A 17,626-nucleotide genomic window follows, 5' to 3' on the forward strand; every position below is an offset into this window, starting at 1 on the left:
GTCAGTCCAGCTTGTCCCGCAGGTTGTCGACCTGGTTCTGGAGGCGGTCCACCGCGCCCTCGTTGTTGAGGAACGTGGTGATGCCCGCGCCGAGGCCCAGGGCGATCAGAACGGCCAGGATGCTCAACACCAGGCCGCCGATGGACACGCCCCGACCGGTCACACCCGGCCGGCGGGCCATCTTCAGCCCGACGATGCCGAGGACGATGCCGATGATGCCGAGCACCAGCCCGACCCAGGCGAGGATGGCGGTCAGCACGCTGATCAGGCCGGCCACCCCGAAGACCAGCGCGAAGGTGGCGGCCGCGCTGGTCTTGGCCCCGGTGGACGCCCGACGGGCCCGAGAATCAGCAGGCATGCCGGCACCCCGGGCCGGTTCGCTAGCGGCAGTCATGGGACTCCCTTCCGTACGCGCGGCGCGCGTACTTCCGGCCCGGCGCATTCCCACCGCCGCAGCGGTTAAGCGTGCGTGTCGGTGGTCTCGCCTAGGCTGCGCCAGGGCGACCGGAAGGGGTGCGATGACTGCCGACCTCGGCGCGGCCGACGCGCTGGCACTGCGGATGACCAGCCTGCTGCTGCGCCCGCCCGTCCGACCCGGCACGGTCGCCGAGGTGGTCGAGTGGTTCGGGGCGATGCAGGCACAGGATCTGGCGAGCGGGCTGTGGTCGCTGGGCACCCGGCTTCCGGGGCGCACGGTGACCGACGTGCAGGCCGCGCTGGAACGCCGCGAGGCGCTGCGCACCTGGCCGATGCGGGGCACCGTGCACCTCGTACCCCCGGCCGACGTGCGGTGGATGCTGGAGCTGACCGGCGTCCGTTCGCTGGCCGGCGTGGCGAGCCGCCGGGCGCAGCTCGGCCTCAGCGAGGCCGACGCCGACCGGGCGGTGGACGTGCTGGGCGCGGCGTTGGCCGGTGGCGGCCGGCTCACCCGGGCGCAGTGCCTCGCCACCCTGCGCGAGGCGGGCCTCGGCACCGACGGCCAGCGCGGCTACCACCTGCTCTGGTACGCGAGCGTTCGCGGGGTGACCTGCGTGGCGCCCACCGTCGGCACCGAGCAGACGTTCGCCCTGCTCGACGAGTGGGCGCCGGAGCAACGCCGCCCGGAGCGGGACGAGGCGTTGGCGCTGCTCGCCCACCGCTACGTCCGGGGCCACGGACCGGTCACCGACCGCGAGTTCGCCGGGTGGAGCGGCCTCACCCTGACCGACGCGCGGCGCGGTCTGACCGCCGCCGGCGACCTGCTGCGCACGGTACGCGTCGACGGCGAGCCGATGTACGTGGACGCGACGCTTGTCGACGCCGCGCCCACCCCGGCGGCCGGGGTGCTGGCGCTGCCGGGCTTCGACGAGTACCTCCTCGGCTACCGGGACCGCACCCTGATGCTCGACCCCGCGCACCGGTCGGCCGTGGTGCCGGGCAACAACGGCATCTTCCAGGCCACCGTGGTCCGCGCCGGGCGGGTGGTGGGCGTGTGGAGGCGCACGATCGGCCGGCGGGCCGTCACCCTGGCGGTACGGCCGCTGACGCCGATGACCGCGGGCGAACGGGCCGACGTCGAGCAGGCGCTGACCCGGTACGCCGACTTCCTCGGGCTGCCACCACGGTTCGACTGGCCGTCCTGACCCCGGTCAGGCCCGGTCTGCGTCGGGGGTGGCCCGCTGGCCGGCCGGGTCGGCGTCGGCCAGCATGTCGCCGGGGGCGGCGGTGGCCGTCGTGCCGCCGGGGGCGGCGGTGGCCGTCGTGCCGCCGGGGGCGGCGATGGCCGACGTGCCGCCGGGGGCGACGGTGGCCGACGTGCCGGCGGGGGCGGCGGTGGCCCGTCGGGGACGGGCGGTGGTGAGCAGGTCGACGATCCGGGTCACGCCCGGGTCGGTGCGGATCTGCGCCACGCTGGCCGGCAACGGCAGCCGCCAGTTCGGGTACTCGTCGACCGTGCCCGGCATGTTGGGTTGGCGCACCTCCCCCAGCACGTCGTAGAGGGACACCCCGAGCAGACGGGACGGGCTGGCCGCGAGCGCCGCGTGCATCGCCACCACCACGTCACCGTCGTCTGGCGGGCCGCCGGCCCTCGTTGCAGCGTCCGGCCGGCCGGTGGCCTTGCCTGCGGCGTCCGGCGGGCCGCCGGCCTCGGTTGCGGCGTCCAGCGACCTGGGCAGCAACGACTCAGCGCGCAGCATGGCCAGCAGCCGTTCGCGGTCGGCGGCGGCCCGGGCGCGCTCGACGGCCACGTCGGTGCCGAGCAGCTTCAACTCGTCGCGTACCCGCACGTGCTCGCCGGTCAGGAATCCCGGGGCGGTCGGCAGGTCGTGGGTGGAGATCGTGGCGAGGGCGTTGCGGGGCCAGCGGGCCGGCGGGGTGAACGCGCCGTCGTCGTCCCGGGCGAACCACAGCACCGTCGAGCCGAGCATGTTGCGTCCGCGCAGTCCCCGCGTCACTGCGGGCTGGACGGTGCCCAGGTCCTCGCCGACGACCACCGCGCCGGCCCGGTGCGCCTCCAGCGCCAGGATGCCGAGCATCGCGTCGGCGTCGTACCGCACGTAGGTGCCCTCGGCGGCCCCGGCGCCCGGCGGCACCCACCACAGTCGCCACAGACCGGCGACGTGGTCGACGCGCAGGCCGCCCGCGTGCCGCAGGGTCCGGCGCAGCATGTCCCGGTACGCCGCGTACCCGGTCTCGGCGAGCCGGTCCGGTCGCCACGCGGCGAGCCCCCAGTCCTGGCCGAGCTGGTTGAAGTCGTCCGGCGGCGCGCCGACCCGTACCCCCTGGGCCAGCACGTCGGCGAGCTGCCAGCCGTCCGCGCCGCCCGGGTCGATGCCGACGGCCAGGTCGTGCACCACGCCGACCGGCATGCCGGTCGACCGGGCCGCCGCCGTCACGGCGTCGAGCTGCTCGTCACACAGGTGTTGCAGCCAGGCGTGGAACGCCACCCGGTCGGCGAGCTGGCCGGCCTGCTCGGCGACCGCCGGGGCGTCCGGGTGGTGCAGTTCCGCCGGCCACGCCCGCCAGTCGTTGCCGTGCCGCTCGGCCAGCGCGCACCAGGTGGCGAAGTTGCGCAGCGCCGGGTCCGCGTCGAGGTCCACCGGCGGGGCGTACGGGTGCAGCAACTCCAGCGCGTGCCGTTTGGCGGTCCACACCTCGTCGTAGTCGATCAGGTCACCGCGGTCCGGACGCAGCGCGTCGACCACCGCCCGGGTCGCCGGGTCCGCCCCCGCGTACGCAGCGGTGTCACTGACCCGCAGGTAGAGCGGATTCACGAAGCGCCGGCTGGCCGGCGAGTACGGCGACGCGGCCACCGGGTGCGCCGGCCCGACCGCGTGCAGCGGGTTGAGCAGCACCAACCCGGCACCGGTCATACCTGCCCAGCCGGTGAACTCGGCGAGGTCACCGAGGTCACCCATGCCCCAGGACCGCTCCGAGCTGAGCGCGTAGAGCTGGAGCATCCAGCCCCAGGTGCGTGGGGGCGCCGGCAGCCGCCGGGGTACCACGACGAGGGTCACCTCCCGCCCGTCGCAGGTCAGCCGGTGCCAGCCCAGCGGCAGGTCCCCGGGCAGCTCGCCGTCGACCGCCCGTCGACCGCCGTCCTCCAGGGACACCACGCCCGGGCCGGGCAGCGCCCGGGTCCTGCCCTCGGTGAGCACCACGGTCGGCGGCAGCGCGGTCCGGTCCACCGCCCGGGCGGCGGCGAGCGCATCGGCGATCGCGGCGGGGCTGGTGGCGTCCACGCCGAGCAGGCCGAGCACACCCACGACGGTCTCCGGGGCGACCTCGACGCGGCGGTGCCTCCAGTCCTCGTACCAGGTGGACACCCCGTGCGCGCTGGCCAGCGCGACAAGTCCCCGATCCATCACCAACCCACCCTGCCACGCCGCCCCCGCCCCCGCACCCCGCTCCCCTCCCGCTCCCCTCCCGCTCCCTCCCCGCTCCCCTCCCCGCGATCTTGCACTTTCTGCTGCGACATAAAGGACCTTCTCCTCCATGTCGACGACACAAAGTGCAAGATCGACGGGGCGGGGAGCGGGGACGGGGGGGCGGGGACGCGGGGTGGGGTCAGGGCGTCTCGGGCAGGGTCAGGTTGCGGCCCGTGTTCGGGTCGAAGAGGTGGATCTTCTCCAGGTTGGCCCAGACTCGGCGGGAATCGCCTTCGGTGGCGCCGGACTCGGCGGAGAGCCGGGTGACCAGGTTGCCGCCCGCGCCGGCGAAGTCACCCGCACCCGCGTCCGCGGCCAACTCCTCCAGCTCGGCGGCGGTGGCCCGCTCACCCTCCACGGTGAAGTAGACGTACTTGTCCGAGCCCATCGACTCGACGATCTCCACCGGCGCCTCGAACTCCAGGCCCCGGCGGCGGGTGTCGTCGTCGACAAGTTCGGCGTCCTCGAAATGCTCGGGCCGGATGCCGAGGATCAGTTCGCGGGGCGCGTCGGCGCCCTCCAACTCCCGGCGCAGCCGGTCGCCGAGCGGGATCTCACCCAGGGCGGTACGGAGGCTGCCCTCCTGCACGGCGGCGTGCAGGAAGTTCATCGACGGTGAGCCGATGAAGCCGGCCACGAAGAGGTTGCGCGGGTGGTCGTACAACTCCTGCGGCGGACCGACCTGCTGCACCGCGCCACCCCGCATGATTACCACGCGGTCGCCGAGCGTCATCGCCTCGGTCTGGTCGTGCGTGACGTACACGGTGGTGGTGCCGAGCTGCTTCTGCAACCGGGACACCACCGTACGCATCTGCACCCGCAGCTTCGCGTCGAGGTTGGACAGCGGTTCGTCCATGAGGAACGCCTTGGGCTGGCGGACGATCGCCCGGCCCATCGCCACCCGCTGCCGCTGACCACCGGAGAGGTTCGCGGGTCTGCGGTCCAGCAGCGCGGTCAGCTCCAGCACCTTGGCGGCCTCGTCGACCTTGGAGTTGATCGTCTCCTTGTCCAGCTTCGCCAGCCGCAGCGGGAACGCCATGTTCTCCCGCACGGTCATGTTCGGATAGAGCGCGTACGACTGGAACACCATGGCGATGTCCCGGTCCCGGGGCGCCTTGTCGTTGACCCGCTGGCCGCCGATACGCAGTTCGCCGGAGCTGATGTCCTCCAGGCCGGCGATCATGTTGAGGGTGGTGGACTTTCCGCAGCCCGAGGGGCCGACCAGGATCACGAACTCACCGTCGGCGATCTCCAGGTCGACGTCCCGCACGGCGACCGTCCCGTCCGGGAAACTCTTGCTCACCTTGTCGAGCACGATGTCAGCCATGACTACTCACCTATCCCTTGACTGCGCCGGAGGTCAGGCCGGACACGATGCGGCGCTGGAAGAAGAGGACGAACAGGATGATCGGAACGGTGATCACCACGGCGGCGGCGCAGATCGCTCCGGTGGGGTCCTCGAACTGTGACGCGCCGGTGAAGAACGACAGTGCCGCCGGCACCGTGCGGGACCGCTCGGTGGAGGTCAGCGAGATGGCGAACAGGAAGTCGTTCCAGCAGAAGATGAAGACCAGGATGGCCGTGGTGAACAGGCCGGGCGCGGCCAGCGGGGCGATCACCCGCCGGAACGCCTGTGCCTGCGTGGCGCCGTCCATCTTCGCCGCCTTCTCCAGGTCCCACGGGATCTGCTTGAAGAACGCCGACAGCGTGTAGATCGCCAGCGGCAGCGCGAAGGTGATGTACGGCAGGATCAGCCCGGGCCAGGTGTCGAAGATCCCCAGCTGCCGTTCGATCTCGAACAGCGGCGACACCAGGGACACCTGCGGGAACATCGCGATCAGCAGCGAGATGCCGACCAGCAGCTGCTTGCCCGGAAAGTCCAGCCGGCTGATCGCGTACGCGGCCATCGCGCCGAGGACCACCGCGATCAGGGTGGCGATGAGCGCGATGCCGATGGAGTTGATCAGCGCCCGGACGAACTGGTCGGTGTCGAAGATCGTCCGGTAGTTGTCCAGCGTCCACTCCCGGGGGATGAACTTCCCGTCGGTGAGGGTGGCCGGAGTCTTGAACGACAGCGAGGCGATCCACAGCACCGGGACCAGCGCGAAGACGACCACGAGGACGTCCAGCAGGCCCCAGCGCAGCTTCGCCCGGGTGGTGGTGTCCGCAGCCATGTCAGCGCCTCTCCCCGTCGTCGCTACCGGGGGCAGCGGTACCGAACAGCTTCACGAAGACGAACGCGATGATCGCCACCGTGATGAAGATCAGCACCGACATCGTGGAGCCGATGCCCAGGTTGAGACCCCGCAGCAGGTTGTTGTAGGCGAGCATCGACACCGACGAGGTCTCGTTGCCCCCGGCGGTCAGGACGAAGATGTTGTCGAACACCCGGAACGCGTCAAGGGTGCGGAACAGCAGCGCGACCAGGATCGCCGGCTTCATCACCGGCAGCATCACCTTGGTGAACTTCTGCCAGGCCGTCGCGCCGTCGGTGGAGGCGGCCTTGAGCAGGTCGTCCGGCACCAGGGCCAGCCCGGCCATCAGCAGCAGCGCCATGAATGGCGTGGTCTTCCAGATCTCGGCCAGCATGATGATCGCCAGCGAGCTGGCCCGCTCGGTGAGCGGTGCGCCGTCGCTGAACAGGTCGGCCAGGTAGCCGGTGCCGGGTGTCCAGGCGTACCGCCAGGAGAAGGCGGCGACGACCGTGACGATCCCGTACGGGATCAGCGCGGAGGTCCGGACGATGCCCCGCCCGACCAGCGTACGGTGCATAATCAGCGCCAGCCCCATGCCGAGCACCAGCTCGACGGCCACGGTGACCACCGTGATCAGCGCGGTCACCCCGAACGCCGTCCACCAGAACTCGTTGGTGAGCACGGTGACGTAGTTCTCCAGCCCGACGAACTCGCGCTGGTCCGGGAAGCGCAGGTCGTAGCGCTGCAACGACAGCCAGACCGAGTAGATGATCGGGTACGCGGTCACCGCGACCATGACCAGCGCGGCGGGCGCGCAGAGCAGCCAACCGAGCCGGCGTTCGGCCTTCTTGTTCTCGCTCAGCGGCGGCTTGCGGCGGCCGCCGCGCTGCGCGGGCACGGTGGGTGTCGTGCTCTTCTCGACGGTGTCCGCGCTCATGGCAGCACCCCCTTCGACTCCAGGGCGTCGGCGATGGCACCGCGCAACTCGTCGGCGGTCTGCTGCGGGCGGATGCCGGAGGGCGGGGACAGGATCGCCGACATGACGGTGGAGATGCTCTGGTAGGCCGGGGTCAGCGGGCGGGTCGCCGGGTCCTTCAGTTCCTGGAGGATGGTGTCCTTCATCGGGTACGCCTCGGTCATCTCCGGTTCGTCGAAGACGGCCTCGATGGTCGGTGGCACCCCGTCGTTGATCGCGGAGAACTTCTGGTGCTCCGCGCTGCGCAGGCACCGCGCGGCCTCGAACGACAGCTCCGGGTGCTTCGAGTACGAGCTGACGGCCAGGTTCACCCCGCCGATGGTGACCTTGCTGGGGGTGCCCTCGTCGACGCCCGGCACGCGGGCCCAGCCGACCTGCTTGGCCAGCTCCGGGTTGGCCTCCTGTAGCGCCGGGTAGACGAACGGCCAGTTCACCTGGAACGCGCCGGCACCGGACTGGAACTCCAACCGGACCGGGTCCTCGGTGGCGTTGCTGAACGACGGTGAGGTGACGCCCGACGTGGCGAACCGCTGCAACTGCTCCAGCGCCCGGACCGTACCGTCGTCCATCACGGCCTTCTTGCCGTCGTCGGAGAGGACCTTCCCGCCCGCGCTCTCGGCCAGGGTGTTGTAGAGGACGACCAGGCCCTCGTACTGCGCGCCCATGGTGAGCACCTGGTACGGCTTGCCCTGGTCCTTGAGCTGCCGAGCCGTGGTGATCATCTGATCCCAGGTGGTCGGCGGCTGCGGCACCAGGTCCTTGCGGTACCAGAGCAGCTGCACGTTGGTGTTCTTCGGCGCGGCGAAGAGCTTGTCCTCGTACCGTGCGGTCTCCAGCGGCCCGGCGAGGGTGCCCTGCTCAACCTCGGCCTTGTCCTGGCCGGTCCACTCGCGGATCCAGTCGGCGCTGGCGAACTCCTGGGTCCAGGTGACGTCCAGGCCGAGGATGTCCATGCCGGTGTCCTCGGCGGCGAGCCGCCGCACCATCTGTACCCGCTGGTCGTCGGCCTGCCGGGGCAGCACCCGGTAGACGATCTCGTACCGCCCCTGGGCCTGGTTGTTGCAGTCGTCGACGACCTTCTGCAGGTTCTGCTCCGGCGGGTAGTACAGGTTGAGCGTCGGTGGACCGTCACCCTCGTCGGCGCCGCAGGCGGCGAGCGGCGCGACCAGCGCCAACGCGGCAGCCATCGCGCCAACCCGGACCGCCGGGTGACGCCGGTGTCGGGCCGTTGCGGGGTCCGTCATCGCCTCCCCCTCTCTTGCGCAACAGACCGGGGAGGGCATCCGTGCCCCGGCGCACGGTGAGCTGGCTCCGAGCTCAGGAGCTGCGAAAACGCCCCGCTCGGATACTCCGTGCGGCTACACTGCCCCACCCACCACGCCGCGAAACCTGCCGGCAACAGTGCGCGTCAAGCCGCCCCCTCTCAGCCCTGTTGATCAAGAGGTTTGCGTCAGGAAAGACGTCTTTCCTGACGCAAACCTCTTGATCACCGGGAGCGGGCGGGGTGGGGCGGGCGCTCAGCCCCGTGCTCGTGCCCAGGAGAGGAAGCGCTCGGTCATCCGGGCGGGCGGGTGGTCCGGGTGGAGTTGGGTGAGCTGCTGGGTCGCCTCGTTCATCAGGGTGCCGAGGTAGATCAGCAAGCCGGTCCGGTTGGTCCGGTACTCCGTCAGCAGGGCGAGCTTGGCCGGCTGGCAGGGCCACTCCCGGCCACAGTTGGGGCACCGCCACAGCGGCCGCATGGCGACGTGCGGGACGGGCGGACGGACCACCATCACCGCCACCGTGCTTCGCCGTGGTGGCCTGTCGGGCTCAGCACATCGACCTCCTCGTGGATGGAGAAGGGGCCGCTCCCGCGAAGGGGACGGGAGCGACCCCGGGGCAGAGCCCGCCACCGCCATTGCAGCCACCAGCGGACCCGCTACTGGTGACAGTCTGCGAGGACTCCACTACGGTCGATACGTGCTCGCGGCATCCGCGCAGCTCAGCGGTCGGTGCGGGCAGCCACGAAGGACACGCCGAAGCGGGTTGGGCAGAGATTGGGGAGTCGATGGGGACAGTGACCAACTACGTGCTGGAGGAACTGCGCCTGCTTCGGGCGGAGACCGGGCTCAGCCAGGACGACTTCGGCCGGGGCATCGGTTACTCGGGCTCGCACGTCAGCTCTGTTGAGACGGGCGGGCGACCGCCCACGAAGGAGTACATGCGGGCCGTCGACAACCACCTCCGGACCGGTGAACGCTTCCAGCGGATGCTGGAGCGGTTGGGCCGTCTCGACGCCGAACCGGCCTGGCTGCGCGAATGGATCGAGTTCGAGCGGGAGGCGACCACGCTGCGCTGGTTCGAGTTGGCGTACGTGCCGGGCCTGTTGCAGACCGAGCGGTACGCCCGCGCCACGCTGGCCGGCGGCCGGTTCGACGCCGAGGACGTCGACCGGATCGTCGCGTCCCGGCTGGAGCGGCAGGCGATCCTGCACCGACCGCACCCGCCGCAGCTCATCGCCGTGCTGGATGAGGCGGTGCTCCGCCGGCCGGTGCTCGACCAGCCGGGACTCATGGCCCAGCAGTGCGAGCACCTGGTGGAGCTGGCAACCCAGGAGCACATCCAGGTGCACGTCGTCCCGGTGGACGCGGGGATGTACCTGGGGTTGGCCGGTCAGTTCATCATCGCCGAGATGCCGGACGGCGAGCGGGTAGCCCATGCCGACAACCAGCTCATCGCGCAGTTCGTCGACGCGTCGACCGACGTCGCTAAGCTGGCGAAGACGTGGGAGATCGTCCGCAACGAGGCGCTCCCCCGCCGGCCGTCAATCGAGCTGATCAAGGAAGTGGCGAAGTCATGGACACCCTGACCCCACGGTGGCGCAAGTCGACCCGGTCCGGCGGCAACGGCGGCTCCTGCGTCGAGGTCGCCGACAACCTGCCGCACGTCGTGCTGGTGCGCGACACCAAGGACCGCGACGGCGGCACCCTGCACATCACCCCGACGGCCTGGAAGGCGTTCGTCGGCTACGCCAAGCAGCACTAACCACCCCCCTCACACGCCCCGAACCGGACGGACGGGTCGATCTTGCAGTTTCGGTCGTCGAAAAGCCTGGAATGCCGCCTATGCCGGCACAGAAAGTGCAAGATCGCGGCCAGGGCCTCGGTCGATCATGGAGCTGTGGTGCCCGGCTCGGTCCGCGCGGCGACACCGCGCTTGCCCCACGGTCACCCCCCACAGCGGGCATGCTGGGACCCGTGATCGCACGCTTCAAGGACCTCTGCCTGGACGCCGCCGACCCGCTCGCCCTGGGCGGCTTCTGGGCGCGGGTGCTCGACGCCGACCTGGCCGACGCCGGTGACGGCGACACCAGGGTCGACCCCCGCGACGCCCGCTCCGACGCCGAGTCGATCTGGGTGAACGGCGTTCCCGAGCCCCGGGTCGGCGCTACCCGCGTACACCTGGATCTGCGCCTTTCCGACGCGGACCCGGCGGCGCTGCTCGCGGCCGGCGCGCGCTCGGTGCGCGAGCCGGACGGCGACGTCGAGCGGTGGGTGCTGGCCGACCCGGAGGGCAACCAGTTCTGCGTGCTCCCGGCCGCCGACGGAGTCCGGCCGGGCCCGGTGGAGCTGGTGGTGGCCGCGATCGACCCGGCGGCGCAGGCGGCCTGGTGGGCCGGCCTGCTGGGCGGCACGACCGGGTCCGGGCCGAACACCGCATCGCTGCACGGCGCCACCGGTTTTCCCTGGCAGGCGTGGGTGTTCGACGGGGTCGACGAGCCCAAGACGGTCAAGAACCGGATGCACTGGGACGTCGAGATGACGGCCCCGGAGCCGACCGCGCTCCTGGCGGCGGGCGCGACGCTGCTGCGCGAGCCGGTCGACACGGCACGGTGGTGGGTGCTGGCCGACCCGGAGGGCAACGAGTTCTGTGCCTTTTCGCCGTCGACCACCGGGTGAACGACCGACTACCCAGCGCGGACGGTGTGCACTAGCGTCTTCCCCAACGCCGCAGCCAGCGCGATCGACGCCGACGTCGACTCGCCTCCGGCCGACCCAGCCTGCCCGATCGGTTGGTTATCGCGGGAACACCCCTTAGCCACTGCACCGGTTCGGCAGGATCGTCCCCGATGAGGGAGGTGCCGCCGTGCAGGACACCCGCGCTCTCGCCCTGACGTTCGAGGTGAGCGGCCTGCCACCGGTCAAGACCGAAGCGTTGTCCATCTTCGCCGCCGGGCATCGGCAGGCGACGAGGGTCCGCGCCCTGCTCCAAGCCGCCCTCGGCGCGGCCCAGCGCACCGGCTGGACGCCGTTGCCCGGGCCGATCGAGGTGGACGTGGTGCTGCGGTGCCCGCCCGGGCACCGTACGTCCGACGCCAGCACCCTGCTCGGCGGCGTCTGCGCGGTGCTTCAGGACAAGAAGCGGGTGTCCACCATCGGCCTGGCGCATCTCGGCGTCCTGGTGGACGTCGCCCTCTACGACGACGACCGGCAGATCCGCCGGTTGTCCTACCACGAGGAGCCGGCGGAGGAATTCTCCTACCAGGTGCGGGTCGCCGCCGTGCCGACCGGCGTTTGACCGACGGCCGCGGTGGGGTATCGCGGACGCCGACGAAGGGAGCACCGATGTCGGAGCCACATGTCACGCTCGACCCGCGCGGGCTCGATCCTGTGCAGCAGAAGCTGCGCGGCCCGTTGGAGGACCAGCTGACCTCGGCTCTCCAGGCGGCCACCGACCGGGTCCGCGCCAACTACGCCGGCGAGCCGGTCGAGCAGGTGTGCCAGCGGCTGTTGGACGAGACGCGCTCCGGGTTGCACCCCGACATCGCGGCCGGCTTCAACCCGGACATGGACGAGTTCTGCCGGGTGGCCATTTCGATCGTCCGCGGCAGCGCTGGTGAGTCGGACGGCCACCACGCGGGCGACGGTCGGCACCGCGCCTAACGGTTCGCCGGGTCAGGACCGGGTCCGCAACTACCCGGTCCTGACCCCCGGCCGTCCGGCGAGGGGAGCGGACAGCTCCGGCATGTCACCGCGCGCGCGGGCGCGGCACGACGCCTCGCGGCTCGGTGGGGAGGCCCGGCCGCCCTGCACTCAGCTCCACGGTGCCCACCTGTCGGACGCCGGTGCGTCCCCGGCACACCCCGAAAGGCCGCGAACGCCGGCCCAGGCTAGGCCGATCGCGACGGCCCGGACAAGCGTTGCCGGGCCGGCCGGGACGTGACTGATCTCAAGGGCAAAAAGCGGCAGGTCCGCGTAACGCGACCATGATCGCCGACGCTGTTCGGGTTCGAGGTCAGAAGTGCGCCAGCAGGTCCCGGAAGGCGGCCAGCCGCAGCACGCCGGTGTCGGTCGGGTCCAGCTCGTCGTCCTCCAACACCCAGGTGTTCTCGTTCGGAATGAACACCGCGTTCAGCCCGGCCGCCCGCGCCGGCAGGATGTCCGACTTCGGGGAGTTGCCGATCATCCACGCCCGGGCCGGCTCGAATCCGTGCTCGCGGACCAGCCACCGGTACGTGTCGACGTTCTTCTCGGCGACGATGTGCGCGGCGCCGAAGTGGTGCAGCAGGCCGCAGGCGTCCAGCTTGCGCTGCTGCTCCTCCCGGTCACCCTTGGTCAGCAGCAGCAGGTCGTGCCGCTGGGCCAACTCGTCGAGCGCCTCGGCCACCCCGGGCATCAGCTCGACCCGGTGCTCGACCAGCGCCCGGGCCAGCCGGTCGATCTCCTGGCGTTCGGCGTCGGTGGCCGGCCGTTCGCGCAGCCGTTCCAGGCACTCGCCGAGGCTGCGCAGGAACACCTTGCTGCCGTACCCGTGGGCCACCGCGTTCGCCCGCTCGATGTCGTCGAGGATCGCCCGGATCTGCGCCCGGTCCATCGTGGGATGGTCGATCCAGGCCAGGAAGTCGTCGATCACCCGCTCGAAGACGACGTTGTTCTCCCACAACGTGTCGTCCGCGTCGAAGATCAACACCTGTGCCCGTCGGCGGGCCTCCGGGTCCGCGGTCATGCCGGCCTCCCCCTCGCGATCATGATCGTGCGGACGCGACTCTAGGGCATCGCGCCCCGGGCACCCACCGGGTTTCCGTCGGATGAGCAGGGCCACCAGAGCAGCCGCTCGGTGATCATCTCCTCCCGTTCCTCCTGCGCCTCGGGGCGCAGCCGACCTCCTCGGGTGAGCATGACGACGCCGTGCAGCAGGCTCCAGCCCACCTCGGCGAGCGTGTCCGGATCGCGGCCCTGGGCCAGCGGGAGCAGGGCGGCCCGCAGCGCGGCGAAGACCGCTCGCGGCGCCGCCGGCACCCCGGCCGCGCCGAGGGCGAGGTCCGGGGTCAGCGCGAGCATCGCGTCGTAGACAGCCGGATTGGCGTACGCGAAGTCGAGATACGCGGTCGCCATCACCGCCCACGCCCGTTCCGGGCACGGGTTGTCGGCGTGCGCCGCGGTCAGCGCGGCGGCCAGATCGGCGAAGCCGTGCACCGCGACCGCGGCCAGCACCGCCTCCTGGTCGGCGAAGTGCCGGTACAGGTCGCCGAGGTCCATGTCGGCCCGTTCGGCGACCCGACGGACGCTCAGGCCGACCCAGCCCTCGGCTTCGGCCAGCTCGCGGGCGGCGGCGACGATGAGCAGGCGTCGCTCGTGTTCGATGGCCTCCTCGGCGGGTACGGACACCGGCCGAGCCTAATGAGCCGTACTGTGCGCATCCGCCTGCTGACGGAATGGTGACTGATCGACCAGGGCGCTGCCGTTCCCGCTTGTCGGTCGTTAGCGCCGATGGGGTCACCGCGACGGGAGGACACGTGGTCGTTCGACGGCGTCCGCCCACCGAGGCGGTCGGCGGGTGAGGGAGATGCCCGGTGGCGGCCTGCTGCGCGAGGCGGGCACCCGCGAGCGGGCCACCTTCCTGGAACTGTTCCTCGATCTCGTCTTCGTCTTCGCCCTCACCCGGATCTCGCTGCGGCTGATCGACGACTTCACCGAGGGCGGACGGGGTGTGTTCGCCGGTCTCGGTCAGGCGCTGGTGCTGTTCCTGGCGCTCTGGGCGGTGTGGACGTTGACGGTCTGGTCGACCAGTTGGCTCGACCCGGAGGCGATGATCGTCCAGGCCGTCATCGTCATCACGATGGCGGGCGCGATGACGATGGCGGTCGCCGTACCCGACGGATTCGGCGCGCGGGCCTCCCTCTTCGCCATCACGCTGGTGACCCTCCAGGTCGGACGGGTGGTGTACTTCTACATCGCCGCTCACGGCCGGCCGGACCCGCAGCAGACCATCCGGATCCTGTTCTGGCTCGGCCTGAGCGCGCCGTTCTGGCTCGTCGGTGGGCTCGTGAACGACGGCGACCTCCGCGGCTGGCTCTGGGCGGTCGCCGTCGTGCTGGACTACACCGGGTCGTACCTCGGTTGGCCGACGCCGCGACTCGGCGCGCAACGGCTCGGCGTGCGGGGGATCGCGGCCGAGCATCTGGCCGAGCGGTACCAGCAGTTCCTGCTCATCGCACTCGGCGAGGCCATCTTCGTGATCGGGTTGGCCTTCAGCGGCGGCAACTTCCACGCCGCGCAGACAGCCGCCTTCGTGCTCGCGTTGGCGACCACGGTCCTGCTGTGGCGGATCTACTTCCACCTGGCCGGCGGAACGCTGGACGCCGCCATCGGCACCTCCGGCGACGCCGCCCGGCTCGCCACCCAGATGGCGTTCGCGCACCTGGCGATGATCGCGGGGATCGTGCTGACCGGCGTGGGGATGGAGCTCTACATCACCGAGCCGTTCGGGCATCTCCCGGCCACCTGGCTCATCGCCATCCTCGGTGGTCCTGGGCTCTTCCTCGCCGGACGGGCAGCCCTGGAGTACCAGGTGTTCACCCGGATCTCCCGCTCCCGCACAGCCGGCCTACTCGCGCTGGCTCTGCTGGTGCCGGCGACCCTCCCGCTGCGACCGCTCATCGCCGGCACGGCCGCCACCCTGGTGCTGCTCGGCGTCGCCGTTGCGGACTTCCGGCGCTCCCGGCGCCGGCCCCGCGAGATGGCCAGGCCACCGTTCTGACCGGAGCCGTCGTTCACCGGCGCAGCGCGGTGGCCCGGCGCATGTGCGACAGCTTCTCGGGGTTGCGGACGGCGTACAGGCCACTGACGAGACCGTCGTCGACGCGCACCGTCAGGACGGTGTCGAGTTCGCCGTCGAACCGGACGATCAACGCCGGACACCCGTTGACCTCGGCCGGGTGCAGCGACAGCGTGGTGACCTCCACCTTCGGCGAGGCCAGCAGACGGGCCACCCTGTCCGCGCCGACGACGGGCCGCAGCACCGCCTGCCTGATACCACCGCCGTCACCCAGCAGGACGACGTCGGGCGCCAGGATGTCGAGCAGGCCCTGGACGTCGCCCAGCTCGACCGCCCGCTGGAACGCCGCCAACGCGCGCCGCGTCTCGGCTGCGGAGACCGGGCCGCGCGGTCGGCGCGACGCGACGTGTGCCCGCGCCCGGTGGGCGATCTGGCGGACGGCGGCAGGGGTCTTCGCCACGGTCGCGGCGATCTCGTCGTAGTCCATCTCGAACACCTCCCGCAGGACGAACACCGCCCGTTCGGTGGGACTCAGCGTCTCCAGCACGAGCAGCATCGCCATCGAGACGTGCTCCGCCAGCTCGACGTCCTCGGCGACGTCGGGCGTGGTCAGCAGCGGCTCGGGCAGCCAGGAGCCGACATAGGACTCCCTGCGCCGGCCGATCGTCCGCAGCCGGTTGAGGGACTGGCGGGTGGTGATCCGGACCAGGTAGGCGCGCGCGTCCCGCACCGCCGCGTGGTCGGCGTCCGCCCACCGCAGCCAGGTCTCCTGGAGTACGTCCTCAGCGTCGGCCGCCGAACCGAGCAGCTCGTAGGCCACGGTGAAGAGCAGGTTCCGATGCGTGACGAACGCGTCCACGAAGGGATCCATGCGCGACTCCTGTCCTCGACGTCGGTTCACCACCATCCGACACCGGTCGACAGTCACCTGTGACACCACGGGCCTGTGCGGCACATCACCCCCCCGAGGCGAGTCACAGTCGCCGGGCCGGCGGTGTCTCGTGGTCGACCCCGAACGGAGGGACTTTCATGAACATCGCACTGTGGATCGCGGCCGGGCTGCTGGCCGCGGTGGCTCTGACCGGCGGCATCACCAAGACGTTCGTACCTCGCAGGAAGCTGGCCGCGCACCGCGGCGGCGGGTGGACCGGGGACGCCAGCGACGGCTTCGTCAGGACCCTGGGGGTGCTCGAACTCCTGGCCGCCGCCGGCCTGATCCTGCCCGCCGTGCTGGACATCGCGCCGGTGCTGGTGCCGGTCACCGCCATCTGCTGGGTGCTGCTGATGGTCGGCGCGATGATCACCCACCTGCGCTACCAGGAGGCGAGGTTCGTCGCGGTGAACCTCGTGTACCTGGCCCTGGCCGCCTTCGTGGCCTGGGGCCGGCTCGGTCCCGAGACCTTCACCGGCTGACGTTCACTGGATCTCCACACCGCCTCGCTAGCCTGGCCCGATGACATCGCCTCGACGCCTTCTCGTGGCCGGGCTCGGCATCGTGGGCCTGCTGGCCTGCGGTTGGGGCCTGTGGTTCGCGTCGCTGTGGGCGTTCGGGGACGAGGGATCGTTGCCGCCGAAGTGGCGTATCCCGGACGTGCCCGCCGGGGCGACCGTCGTCGACGAGAGCGAGACGTGCGCCTCCGGCGGGTGCTCCTGGCAGCTGACCGTGGCACCTGCGGCCGGCCAGTCACCGCAGGAGCTGGCCGAGACGATGGGCCTCTCCGAGAACCGGACCGAGCCTCCCAAACTGCTCGACCCCGGGTCCGTCTACGTGGTGGCGGAACCCCGCGACGGTCAGTTGGTGATCCACGTCGGCTACGAGTAGCCCGACGGCCCGCACCCGCACCCGCACCCGCACCCGCACCCGCACCCGCATGATCGTGCTCGATCCAGGATGTAGTGGCCTCCCGCGCCGAGGACACCACTACAACAAGGATCGAGCACGATCATGCCGCGCCCCTCCCAAGATCCGCCCAGCTTCGGTGATGTTGCTGGCTCAGGCCGTCCTGACGCAGCAGCATCACTGAAGTTGTGCGGATCTTGCGGCGCAGCGGCGTTCACGGCGCAGCGTGGCACGGGTCGGAGTCAGCCGCGTGGGCCCAGGAGGGCTGAAAATCATCCCAGGCCGCGCTGCCGAGCGAGCAACTCGACGGCCTCCTTGGCCTCCCGCAAACCGACACCGGTCGCCTCCCGGTACGCCTTGATGGCCTGGATCTTGCGGCCGGCGAGCAGCTCCTGCAGGACCGCCCCGGGGGCCTCGATCTCCGGCTCGCGGATATCGAGGTGCGCCATGATCAGATCCAGCTTGCGCTCGACCACGGCGAGCCGGCGAGCCAGCTGATCCGCGTCGGAACGACGGCCACCCCCGGCGACCAGGAACACGAGCACGAGCGACAACACGACGGCGATGGGCACTGTCCACTCCATAACGCGCCATTGAACACCGGAGCGGGTCCTGACACCACGCCCGCACGCCCGCACGCCCGCACGCCCGCACGCCCGCACGCCCGCAC

Annotated in this window: 20 protein-coding genes; 9 read left to right on the forward strand and 11 right to left on the reverse strand. The window is 71.3% G+C overall.

All coding sequences use genetic code 11. The features are described from left to right. Nucleotide 1: 1 nt before the first annotated feature. Nucleotides 2-358 carry a DUF4190 domain-containing protein gene (locus ACN263_RS19320; RefSeq protein ID WP_422735785.1) on the reverse strand — a complete coding sequence of 119 codons (357 nt, stop codon included), beginning with the start codon at nt 356-358 and terminating at the stop codon, nt 2-4. A gap of 160 nt (nt 359-518) precedes the next feature. Here ACN263_RS19320 and ACN263_RS19325 point away from each other — a divergent pair, with 160 nt between their 5' ends. Then, on the forward strand, nt 519-1,622 hold the full coding sequence (locus ACN263_RS19325; RefSeq protein WP_422735786.1) for a winged helix DNA-binding domain-containing protein: 1,104 nt from the start codon (nt 519-521) through the stop codon (nt 1,620-1,622). 6 nt (nt 1,623-1,628) lie between these two features. On the opposite strand, the gene malQ is transcribed toward ACN263_RS19325, so the two are convergent. From malQ to ACN263_RS19355, 6 genes are all read right to left on the reverse strand, one after another. Next, entirely contained in the window at nt 1,629-3,845 is a 2,217-nt protein-coding gene (malQ, locus tag ACN263_RS19330; protein WP_422735787.1) for a 4-alpha-glucanotransferase, read from the reverse strand. A gap of 202 nt (nt 3,846-4,047) precedes the next feature. Further along, a complete protein-coding gene (locus tag ACN263_RS19335; protein WP_422735788.1) occupies nt 4,048-5,235 on the reverse strand; it encodes an ABC transporter ATP-binding protein in 1,188 nt (395 codons plus the stop codon). Between the two features lie 10 nt (nt 5,236-5,245). Continuing rightward, nucleotides 5,246-6,082, reverse strand: a complete 837-nt coding sequence (locus ACN263_RS19340) for a carbohydrate ABC transporter permease (protein WP_422735789.1) — start codon at nt 6,080-6,082, stop codon at nt 5,246-5,248. Nucleotide 6,083: 1 nt separating this feature from the next. Further along, entirely contained in the window at nt 6,084-7,040 is a 957-nt protein-coding gene (locus ACN263_RS19345; protein ID WP_422735790.1) for a carbohydrate ABC transporter permease, read from the reverse strand. Further along, a complete protein-coding gene (locus tag ACN263_RS19350) occupies nt 7,037-8,323 on the reverse strand; it encodes an ABC transporter substrate-binding protein (RefSeq protein ID WP_422735791.1) in 1,287 nt (428 codons plus the stop codon). Before ACN263_RS19350 ends, ACN263_RS19345 begins: the two co-directional genes overlap by 4 nt. 273 nt (nt 8,324-8,596) lie before the next feature. Next, entirely contained in the window at nt 8,597-8,851 is a 255-nt protein-coding gene (locus tag ACN263_RS19355; protein WP_422735792.1) for a flavin reductase, read from the reverse strand. A 275-nt stretch (nt 8,852-9,126) separates the two neighbouring features. On the opposite strand from ACN263_RS19355, the gene ACN263_RS19360 reads away from it, so the two are divergent. The 5 genes from ACN263_RS19360 (at nt 9,127) to ACN263_RS19380 (ending at nt 12,001) form a co-directional block, all read left to right on the forward strand. Further along, nucleotides 9,127-9,927, forward strand: a complete 801-nt coding sequence (locus ACN263_RS19360) for a helix-turn-helix domain-containing protein (protein WP_422735793.1) — start codon at nt 9,127-9,129, stop codon at nt 9,925-9,927. Further along, nucleotides 9,915-10,103 carry a DUF397 domain-containing protein gene (locus ACN263_RS19365; RefSeq protein ID WP_422735794.1) on the forward strand — a complete coding sequence of 63 codons (189 nt, stop codon included), beginning with the start codon at nt 9,915-9,917 and terminating at the stop codon, nt 10,101-10,103. Before ACN263_RS19360 ends, ACN263_RS19365 begins: the two co-directional genes overlap by 13 nt. Nucleotides 10,104-10,315: 212 nt before the next feature. Continuing rightward, on the forward strand, nt 10,316-11,017 hold the full coding sequence (locus tag ACN263_RS19370) for a VOC family protein (RefSeq protein ID WP_422735795.1): 702 nt from the start codon (nt 10,316-10,318) through the stop codon (nt 11,015-11,017). Nucleotides 11,018-11,204: 187 nt separating this feature from the next. Next, nucleotides 11,205-11,636 (forward strand): hypothetical protein, encoded by a 432-nt coding sequence (locus tag ACN263_RS19375; protein ID WP_422735796.1) that lies wholly within the window; start codon nt 11,205-11,207, stop codon nt 11,634-11,636. 47 nt (nt 11,637-11,683) lie between these two features. Continuing rightward, the gene (locus ACN263_RS19380; protein ID WP_422735797.1) at nt 11,684-12,001 is read left to right on the forward strand and encodes a hypothetical protein; all 318 of its coding nucleotides are present in this window, start codon (nt 11,684-11,686) and stop codon (nt 11,999-12,001) included. Between the two features lie 352 nt (nt 12,002-12,353). Here the strand turns inward: ACN263_RS19380 and ACN263_RS19385 are convergent, their stop codons facing one another. Continuing rightward, nucleotides 12,354-13,064, reverse strand: a complete 711-nt coding sequence (locus ACN263_RS19385; protein WP_422735798.1) for an HAD family hydrolase — start codon at nt 13,062-13,064, stop codon at nt 12,354-12,356. Between the two features lie 41 nt (nt 13,065-13,105). Beyond that, nucleotides 13,106-13,726, reverse strand: a complete 621-nt coding sequence (locus ACN263_RS19390; protein ID WP_422735799.1) for a TetR/AcrR family transcriptional regulator — start codon at nt 13,724-13,726, stop codon at nt 13,106-13,108. 178 nt (nt 13,727-13,904) lie between these two features. On the opposite strand from ACN263_RS19390, the gene ACN263_RS19395 reads away from it, so the two are divergent. Continuing rightward, complete coding sequence (locus ACN263_RS19395) at nt 13,905-15,098, forward strand: low temperature requirement protein A (protein WP_422740750.1); 1,194 nt, start codon at nt 13,905-13,907, stop codon at nt 15,096-15,098. Between the two features lie 13 nt (nt 15,099-15,111). Here the strand turns inward: ACN263_RS19395 and ACN263_RS19400 are convergent, their stop codons facing one another. Beyond that, nucleotides 15,112-15,987 (reverse strand): RNA polymerase sigma-70 factor, encoded by an 876-nt coding sequence (locus ACN263_RS19400; RefSeq protein ID WP_422735800.1) that lies wholly within the window; start codon nt 15,985-15,987, stop codon nt 15,112-15,114. A gap of 158 nt (nt 15,988-16,145) precedes the next feature. Here ACN263_RS19400 and ACN263_RS19405 point away from each other — a divergent pair, with 158 nt between their 5' ends. Further along, the gene (locus ACN263_RS19405) at nt 16,146-16,529 is read left to right on the forward strand and encodes a DoxX family protein (protein ID WP_422735801.1); all 384 of its coding nucleotides are present in this window, start codon (nt 16,146-16,148) and stop codon (nt 16,527-16,529) included. A 40-nt stretch (nt 16,530-16,569) separates the two neighbouring features. Then, complete coding sequence (locus tag ACN263_RS19410) at nt 16,570-16,938, forward strand: hypothetical protein (RefSeq protein WP_422735802.1); 369 nt, start codon at nt 16,570-16,572, stop codon at nt 16,936-16,938. Between the two features lie 290 nt (nt 16,939-17,228). On the opposite strand, the gene ACN263_RS19415 is transcribed toward ACN263_RS19410, so the two are convergent. Beyond that, nucleotides 17,229-17,528: a ribosomal protein L7/L12 gene (locus ACN263_RS19415; protein WP_422735803.1), complete on the reverse strand. Its 300-nt coding sequence runs from the start codon at nt 17,526-17,528 to the stop codon at nt 17,229-17,231. Nucleotides 17,529-17,626 lie beyond the last annotated feature (98 nt).

This window comes from Micromonospora sp. WMMD729, assembly GCF_049315225.1.
Taxonomy (GTDB): Bacteria; Actinomycetota; Actinomycetes; order Mycobacteriales; family Micromonosporaceae; genus Micromonospora.